Consider the following 8,598-nt stretch of genomic DNA (forward strand, 5'->3'; position numbering starts at 1 on the left):
GGGCCATGGCCGCCTGATGATCAACCGCCTCGCCACACACGGAAATCCTGACAGTCCCTATTGCCGCTTTTAAAAAGCCTTCCGCGCCCGCCTGGCGCAAATCCGAAAGCGCCTGCCCAAAGGCACACCGATAGAACTGTGGTGGCAAGACGAGGCCCGGATCGGTCAAAAAACGCAGATCACCCGGCGCTGGGCCAAGCGCGGGACAAGACCCGTCGCGCTCCGTGATCTGCGCCGGGCTTCGGCATGGATCTTTGGAGCGATCTGTCCCGCACAAGGCAAAGGCGCCGCGCTGGTCATGCCTCGTTGCAACAGCGAGGCCATGGACATGCATCTCGCCGAAATCAGTAGCCAAGTCGCACCCGGAGCTCACGCCGTGCTCATGCTCGATCAGGCCGGGTGGCACATGTCCGGCAAACTCGACATTCCGGCCAATATCACCCTCCTGCCGCTGCCGCCCAAATGTCCCGAACTCAATCCGGTCGAAAACGTGTGGCAGTTCATGCGCGATAATTGGCTCTCCAACCGCATCTTCTCGTCCTACGACAACGTCGTCGATCACTGCTGCTACGCCTGGAACCTCCTCATCGATCAGCCATGGCGCATCATGTCCATCGGATTACGCCAATGGGCCCATGGGTTCTGATCAGTGAGTCTTGGTATTACACCAGCGGCACGGCGCCTTTACCTGAACTGGCGCGCCAGATCCTACTGCTGTTGGCAAGTATCATCGAGGGACTGAGCCAACAGATCTGCGCGATCGAACTTGAACTGATGGCCTAGTAACGTGTCACCGCGTCTGGAAACGATTCCCGGGATAGGCTTCATCACCGCCACCGCCGTCATTATTTTCAGCGGATCATCAGTCCGCCGTCGATCGGCAAAGCCGCACCGGTGATGTAGCTCGCGGACGGTGAGCTCAGGAAAAGTGCGGCGCCCGCAATCTCGTCGGGCTGACCCCAACGACGCATTGGCACGCTGCCCAGAAGCCGCTTTTCATGCCCGGCATCGACGCGCATGAAATTCGTCGCGCGCGTGTCGATGAGGCCCGGGGCAAGCATGTTCACGCGAATTCCTTCCGGGGCCCATCGGTCGGCCAGCGCTCGGGTCAAGCCGAGCACGCCAGACTTGCCAGCTGTATATCCCGGGACGTGAGCCAGTGCGAGGAACGAGGCCACTGACCCAATGTTCAGGATCGACCCACTCGCCTGCGCCAGCACCGGCCTGAACAACGTGCACAGATGCATGACTGCCGTCAGATTGACTTCGATCGAAGCTTCGAAATTGTCCAGATCGAACTCGTTCGGCTGGTCACCACCGGCATTGTTGATCAGTACATCAAGGGCGCCGACCTTCTCGGCGATCTCCGCACGCTGCGCTCTGTCGCGCATGTCCAGCTGGAAGTAGTGAAAGGCGGACAGGTCGATATCGTAGTCCGACGACTGCGCTCGCGTTCCGGTCACGACAACGTAAGCACCATTCCTGCAGAACGCCTCGGCAATCGCCCGGCCGATCCCTTGCGTGCCTCCAGTCACGAGTACCCGACTTCCCTCGAAATCGCCCATGTAGTCTATCCTCTATTGTCTGTGTTCAGCTCCGATCGCCGTCGACCAGACTTAGTCACAACCTCCAATCTGAGGGTGTTGCGAAGGCCGGTTGAATCCGCCTTGGACGCCCCCGTCGGTGTGGTGGATCAGGCCATTCTCCGACCCATTCCTTCGGTCATGAATCTGCTGCTCCTGAGCATTTACAAAGAAGTTCGCGGAGAGCAATGTGCTGACCGTCGCCTTATCGCACATTACGCCTCTCAGCACCATGGTCACCATCAGGCGCTCATGGAGCATCGAGCAACGGGCAGCATTCCTTAGCGCACACTGTAGGCCCGCGAACTAATCTCGTGGACGGGCTTGATCATGCGCCAGGCAAGCTCATGATTAAGAGCGCGGGCCTGCTGTAAGTACACGGGAGATTGCCTCTATACCCAGATCCGCGCGAAGCCTCCCGATCAACGACATTGCCATTTGCCTTTTGAGTAAGTGAACTTTCGTGATGAGCAAGACTCAGACGAGCTTTCAATGAAGTCCGCGACCGCTCCAAGTTCATGCTTGCCGAGCATCGAGCCGATTACCACTTGGATTGGGAGGCGATGAGCTCGGCCGCCAGCAAAATAGTCCCAGCGGCTCAGGCGACCGACGCTTAAGTCCGGCTCAAGCTGGCGGAACGCGACGTCAAGTAGCTACGGCGCTCTACGAGCCTATGAGTAAAACATCGGCGCATTCGGCACTGACCGAGTTGGACCGCCAAAGCAATAGCCTGCGCATTCACGCCTCAGACGCAGCTCCCTGTGCCAGCACAGCCTTACGTGCTGGCACAGGAAAAGTATCTAACAGCGATACATTATCAAAATTTAAAGTCAACCGCCACGCCATATGTACGCGGCGCACCAGCCTGCCCTACCGCGCCGGTCGCTCCAGCCTGCTCATACAAATTTGCATAATATTTCGTCCGCGTAAGGTTTCGTCCCCAGCCACGAATACGTACCTTACCATCATCGATGGCATAGGCAATTTGCGCATCGACAAGAAAATAAGATTTCTGCCGGGTCGTATTCTGGGGCTCCCAGAAAAATCCATCATTATATGAGACGTTGGAACTCAGTTCAATTGCGTCAGCGCCCAAAGGTATACGATAGTCAAAACCCGTACTGAATGCGAACTTCGGCGCACGCGGCAATCGGTGACCCGATGCGTCGCCTTGACAGAAATCAACATTACCACCGTTCGCTGGATTGGTGTTAACGGTCGCGGGATCCACACATCCTGGAACTGTCGGAAGCCCGCTCGGCCCTGTAATCAGATCTGTATTGGGCGCATTGAATGGGGCTCCGGTGAAAGAACGGTATTTGGCATCCAAGTAGGTACCGCTAAATCGCAGTCTGAGATCCTTGGTCGCTGCCAACTCCAACTCTAGTTCGGCGCCTCGGCTGCGTGCCGATCCAGCATTCGCGAGTGCGACAAATGTCTGACGAATAAACGAAACCTGTGGATTTTTGATATCACTCCAGAACAATGACCCGTTAATGCGAACACGGCGGTCGAGCATCTCACTTTTAAAGCCGATTTCATAAGCATCGACGGTCTCGGGATTAATCGGAACCGCATTCGCAGGCAATGTTTCAAAAACACCAGCCTTATAACCACGGCTTACAGAAGCATATATCATAGCATCATCGGCCAATTTGTAGTCAAGCGCACCGCGCCAAGTCAGTTTTTTAAACGTCTTCGAGCCAACAACATCTGGATTGCGCACAATCTCAGTGCTACCGATCACGGGATGCGCGGGATCCGGCCCGACGAGCCCCACTGTCGTAAAACCAAAAACCTTGGATTTGTCGACGGTGTAGCGAGCGCCAATTGTGAGGTTTAAATTGTTCGCGATCTGGGCAGTGGCTTGCCCAAAGCCAGCATACGATTTCACCTTTGACTCTCCGAACAGATTAACTGTGAGCCCTGGTCCAAAATCGCTGCCCTGAAACGAAACTGGATAGTATCCGTCCTTCGAGTCGAGATAATATAGGCCGGCAACCCAGGTTATTGGAGAACCTGCCCTTGAAAGAAGCTGTAGTTCCTCAGAAAATTGTTCCGATCGGTTGTCCAATTGATATTGGAACGAGGGTACAGGTCCAGCATCACCATCCGCAGCATTGTAGCTGGTTGTCTTTCGATATCCTGAAATGCTGACTAGACGCGCGAAAGATAGATCCTGCTCAATCCGAGCCATGCCAGAATAGGATTTTGTACGAAAATAATAAGGAGTATCGGCATCGGTATCGTAAATGCCGGTAGCAGCATATACCATCGGCGGCAGGTAAGGCGGATTGCCCGATGTCCGGCCAGGTGGGAGGTCAAACGCGCGGTTGGTATATGCTTTCAGATAATCTGCGGACAACGTGACCTTTGTAGTGTCAGTAACATCCGCCACGAGCTTAACTCGCCCACCCCAACGGCGGCCGAAGCCAACCTTTTCGTTGAGGGTCACGTTGCGCCCCCAACCGCGATTCTGAACGCTGTAAAAGCCTGTCACGCCGACAGCCACGTTGGGAGCAAGCCCCCCGGACACATACGCGCTGGTATCAACCGTATCGTAGTTCCCGTATCCTAGCGAAGCTTCCATAGTCGGGACGTCGGTAGGTGTTCTTGTGATAATATTGACGAGTCCCGCCGACGAATTGCGTCCGAACAACGTGCCTTGCGGCCCTTTCAGTACTTCAACACGTTCAACACCCCGGAATGCGAACAGTTCGGGTGTTGGCCGCGCAACATAAACGCCGTCAACATACACCGCAGCACTCCCTTCATTGCCGGCCGCATCGTTCTTGTTGCCGATGCCGCGAATGAAGACCTCAACGGGCCCCTGCCCGGGGTTGATGTTCAATGATGGCGAGACCTTGGTAAGCGCCTGAATGTTAGTCACGCCTGCGGATTCCAAGGTCGCTGCGGATGCAACGCTCACCGATACGGGAACATTCTGCAACTTCTCTTCCCGCCGTTGCGCGGTGACGACGATTTCTTCCAGCTGAGGCGAACTCGTCGCAACCCCGGCATCAGACGAACTTTGCGCGTATCCCACAGTCGATGTGCCGGCCAGAAGCACCGCGCAGGCGATCGAACATTTCTTTTGCATCACGACTCCCATCAAAACTATTTTATCGTCAAACCGACATGCGCGATTGCTGGCGGCAGCTCTCACGCCTCTGACGCCGAAGCGACTATCGATCCAGACACTGCATCCGTTATCTGACACTGCGTCTTGCTGCAAGCAAATTGTCCGCCGTCAGCACCAATGGCACAGATTTGAGGTTGTGAATTAAGGAGGGTTGGGTCTTCGTCGCAGTGACGAAGGAACGAAGATGAAGCCCCACCCTCCTCCAAAAAATTGCCGGCCAAGGCCCCTGCTGAGCGGGTGGTAAAGGACATTCGACGACAGACCCGGCGGCATTTCTCGGCCGAGGAAAAGATCCGTATCGTGCTGGATGGGCTGCGCGGCGAGGACAGCATTGCCGAGCTGTGCCGCAAGGAGGGCATCGCGCAGAGCTTGTATTACACCTGGTCGAAGGAGTTCATGGAGGCGGGCAAACGCCGACTGGCGGGCGACACTGCCCGTGCCGCGACCACTGGCGAAGTGCAGGATCTGCGCCGCGAGGCCCGTGCCCTGAAGGAATGCGTGGCCGATCTGACGCTCGAGAACCGCCTGCTGAAAAAAAGCATGATCGCGGATGGGGGCGACGACGCATGAGGTATCCCGCATCCGAGAAGCTCGAGATCATCAGGATCGTGGAGCAGTCGCACCTGCCCGCCAGGCGCACGCTGGATCAGCTCGGCATTGCCCGCCGGACGTTCTACCGCTGGTATGACCGCTATCTCGAAGGCGGACCCGAGGCGCTGGAGGACCGACCATCGGCGCCGATCCGGGTGTGGAACCGGATAGGCAACGACATCCAGGACCAGATCGTCGAGATGGCGCTGGATTACAGCGAACTGTCTCCGCGGGAACTGGCTGTGCGATTTACCGATGAACGCCAATACTTTGTGTCCGAAGCTACGGTTTACCGCCTGCTGAAGGCGCACGATCTGATCACCAGCCCGGCCTACGTCGTGATCAAGGCCGCCGATCAGTTCCACACCAGGACCACCCGGCCGAACGAGATGTGGCAAACCGATTTTACCTACTTCAAGATCATTGGATGGGGCTGGATGTACCTGTCGACCGTGCTCGACGACTTCTCGCGCTACATCAGCGCCTTGAAACTGTGCACCAACATGCGCGCCGAGGATGCGACCGACACGCTGGACCTCGCACTCAAGGCCTCGGGCTGCGACAGCGCCACGGTGCTGCACAAGCCCAGGCTTCTGTCGGATAATGGTCCCAGTTACATCGCAGGCGAACTGGCGGAATACATCGAGGCCAACAAGATGAGCCATGTCCGCGGCGCCCCGATGCATCCCCAGACCCAGGGCAAGATCGAGCGCTGGCACCAGACCCTGAAAAACCGCATCCTGCTGGAAAACTACTTCCTGCCTGGTGACCTCGAGGCCCAGATCGAGGCCTTCGTCGAGCACTACAACCACCAGCGTTACCACGAAAGCCTGAACAACGTGACGCCCGCCGACGCCTACTTCGGCAGGGCACCAACCATCATCAAACAGCGCGAGAGGATCAAGCGACAGACCATCGAGTATCGGCGCTTGCAACACCGCAAGCTCGCCGCCTAACATCAACCCCCAGACGAGGCCCGCACTCCGCTAATCTACGCCGCGAGTTGTGCCGAATGTTCTGACGACGGACATTCGAGCTGACCTGCCCCCCGAAAGGTCCCTCATTCTGATGTAGAGTCTGCCCACGAGAAGGAGCAGACGCATGAGGAAGAGCCGTTTCACCGAGGCGCAGATCATCGGGATGATCAAGGAACAGGAGGCAGGGCTTCCAACGGTCGAGGTTTGCCGGAAGCACGGCCTGAGCACGGCGACCTTTTACAAGCTGAAGGCGAAGTATGGCGGCATGGAGGTTTCCGACGCCCATCGGTTGCGGCAGTTGGAGGACGAAAACGGCAAGCTGAAGCGGCTCCTAGCCGACAGCATGCTGGACAACGCGATCCTGAAAGACCTGCTGGGAAAAGGCTGACGACGCCGGGCCAGCGGCGCGACGTGGCGCTCGGCGTGATGCGGGACTACCAGGTCTCACAGCGTCGGGCCTGCGTGCTGATTGGCGTCGATCCCAAGACGGTCAGGCGCGAACGCCCGCCGGACCACGGAGCGATCCGCGAAGCCATGCGGGAGATCGCAGGGCAGCGCCGTCGGTTCGGCTATCGCCGGATCGGCGTCATGCTGGAGCGCAAGGGCATGAGCATGAACCACAAGAAGCTCTACCGGCTATATCGGGAAGAAGGCTTGTCTGTACGCCGACGACGCGGCCGCAAGCGCGCCCGAGGCAGCCGGACGCCGGTGCCGGGAGCACTTCGTCCTGGTAACCGCTGGTCGATGGACTTTGTCGCCGATACGTTTGGCGCGTCGCGCAAGTTCAGGATTCTGGCGATCAACGATGATTGCTGCCGGGAGAACCTGTGCCTGGCGGCGGACACTAGCGTCTCGGGGGCTCGGGTGGCGCGCGAACTGGATGCGCTGGTTCGCCTGCACGGGAAACCTGCTTGCATTGTCAGTGACAACGGCACTGAATTTGCGAGCCGGGCGATCCTGCGATGGGCCGGCCAGAACAAGGTCGAGTGGCATTACATCGATCCCGGAAAGCCCCAGCAGAACGGCTTCATCGAGAGCTTCAACGGCTCATTGCGCGATGAGCTGCTCAACGAGGAGCTGTTCGACAGCTTGGCTGACGCCCGCCGGAAGCTGGCCATCTGGCGCTACGACTACAACCATGTTCGGCCCACTCTTCGTTGGGAAATCGAACGCCTGCACAAGCGCGTCGGACGTTCGTGCAGGACGATAGCATCACGCCCGACGCGCTTGTGCAGGCGAGCGTGCCGGAATATTCAACCGCAAGACTCTCGTTATGATCGAGGGACCGCCGGGGGGCAGGTCAGAGCGGGTCGAGTGGTTTAAAATTCACGGAATGACGGCTGAGGGGACAGGGTTGCCGTCGAAGGCTAGTCACGGATCCTCCTTCGCGATGGCCGTGTCTACAGCAACAGATACCACTATCTGTTCGTTGTCCAAGGAGGACAAATCACATTGGTTCGCGAATATCTCGACACGGCGCTGTAGCGCGACAAACTGGATGAAGATTGCGCGACAATCAGGATGAGAATGTGATTGTCGCGGCGCGTCGATCAGTGCCGTTTTTGATTGTCGCTGGCAAGTTCGTCGTTCTCATCCTGATTGTCGCGGATGGTCTCGAGGACCTTGGGGGTGGTGTAGGCAGCGGGTCGTCCTGCGCCGGTGCGCCTGGCCTGTGCTGTGCGGCGCCGGTAACTTTCGACGTTCATCTCGAAGATGGTGGCGTGGTGCACGAGCCTGTCCACGGCGGCGAGCGTCATAGCGGGATCGGGGAAGACCCTGTTCCATTCGCCAAAGGGCTGGTTGGCGGTGATCAGCAACGACCGTCGCTCATAGCGCGCGCTGATCAGCTCGAAGAGCACCGACGTCTCGGCCTGATCGCGCGAGACATAGGCGAAGTCGTCGAGAATGAGCAGGTGGTACTTGTCGAGCCTGGCCATCGCGGATTCGAGGGCGAGTTCGCGCCGCGCGACCTGCAGGCGCCGCACGAGGTCGGAAGTTCGGGTGAACAAAACCCTCCAACCCCGTTCGACCAGCGCAAGGCCGATTGCCGCGGCGAGATGGGTTTTGCCGCCCCCCGGCGGACCGAACAGGATGAGGTTGGCGCCTTGCTCGAGCCAGCCATCGCCGGCGCACAGGGCCATGACCTGGGCCTTGGATATCATCGGCACGGCATCGAAGGCGCAGCAGTCGATGGCTTGTGCCCGCGTTTGGGCGGCGCTGGCAGGAATGAACGGATGATCTCCTACTCCGCATCCGGGACTGCTGCGTAATAGGCGTATCTCATGGATATTGTGCGATATCTGAC

The 8,598-nt window shown here is 58.2% G+C and carries 4 protein-coding genes and 2 pseudogenes; 3 read left to right on the forward strand and 3 right to left on the reverse strand.

Annotation, left to right across the window (positions count from 1 at the left end):
• Positions 1-94 precede the first annotated feature (94 nt).
• Positions 95-646 (forward strand): annotated as a pseudogene (locus IE122_RS17775) (IS630 family transposase); the annotation flags it as partial.
• A 205-nt stretch (positions 647-851) separates the two neighbouring features.
• On the opposite strand, the gene IE122_RS17780 reads toward IE122_RS17775, so the two are convergent.
• On the reverse strand, positions 852-1,565 hold the full coding sequence (locus tag IE122_RS17780) for an SDR family NAD(P)-dependent oxidoreductase (protein ID WP_189622580.1): 714 nt from the start codon (positions 1,563-1,565) through the stop codon (positions 852-854).
• A gap of 835 nt (positions 1,566-2,400) precedes the next feature.
• Positions 2,401-4,695 carry a TonB-dependent receptor gene (locus IE122_RS17785; protein ID WP_189622581.1) on the reverse strand — a complete coding sequence of 765 codons (2,295 nt, stop codon included), beginning with the start codon at positions 4,693-4,695 and terminating at the stop codon, positions 2,401-2,403.
• A 240-nt stretch (positions 4,696-4,935) separates the two neighbouring features.
• Here IE122_RS17785 and IE122_RS17790 point away from each other — a divergent pair.
• Positions 4,936-6,272, forward strand: a protein-coding gene (locus tag IE122_RS17790) for an IS3 family transposase (protein WP_189622582.1) whose coding sequence is annotated in 2 segments (ribosomal slippage) — positions 4,936-5,257 and positions 5,257-6,272 — 1,338 coding nt in all. Because the reading frame shifts where the segments join, the coding sequence is not laid out codon by codon here.
• Between the two features lie 145 nt (positions 6,273-6,417).
• Positions 6,418-7,570, forward strand: a pseudogene (locus tag IE122_RS17795) (IS3 family transposase).
• A gap of 273 nt (positions 7,571-7,843) precedes the next feature.
• Here the strand turns inward: IE122_RS17795 and istB are convergent.
• Positions 7,844-8,598: IS21-like element helper ATPase IstB (gene istB / locus IE122_RS17800; RefSeq protein ID WP_229814380.1), on the reverse strand; the 755-nt coding region annotated here is incomplete at its 5' end.

The organism is Novosphingobium colocasiae (assembly GCF_014652555.1).
Classification (GTDB): domain Bacteria; phylum Pseudomonadota; class Alphaproteobacteria; order Sphingomonadales; family Sphingomonadaceae; genus Novosphingobium; species Novosphingobium colocasiae.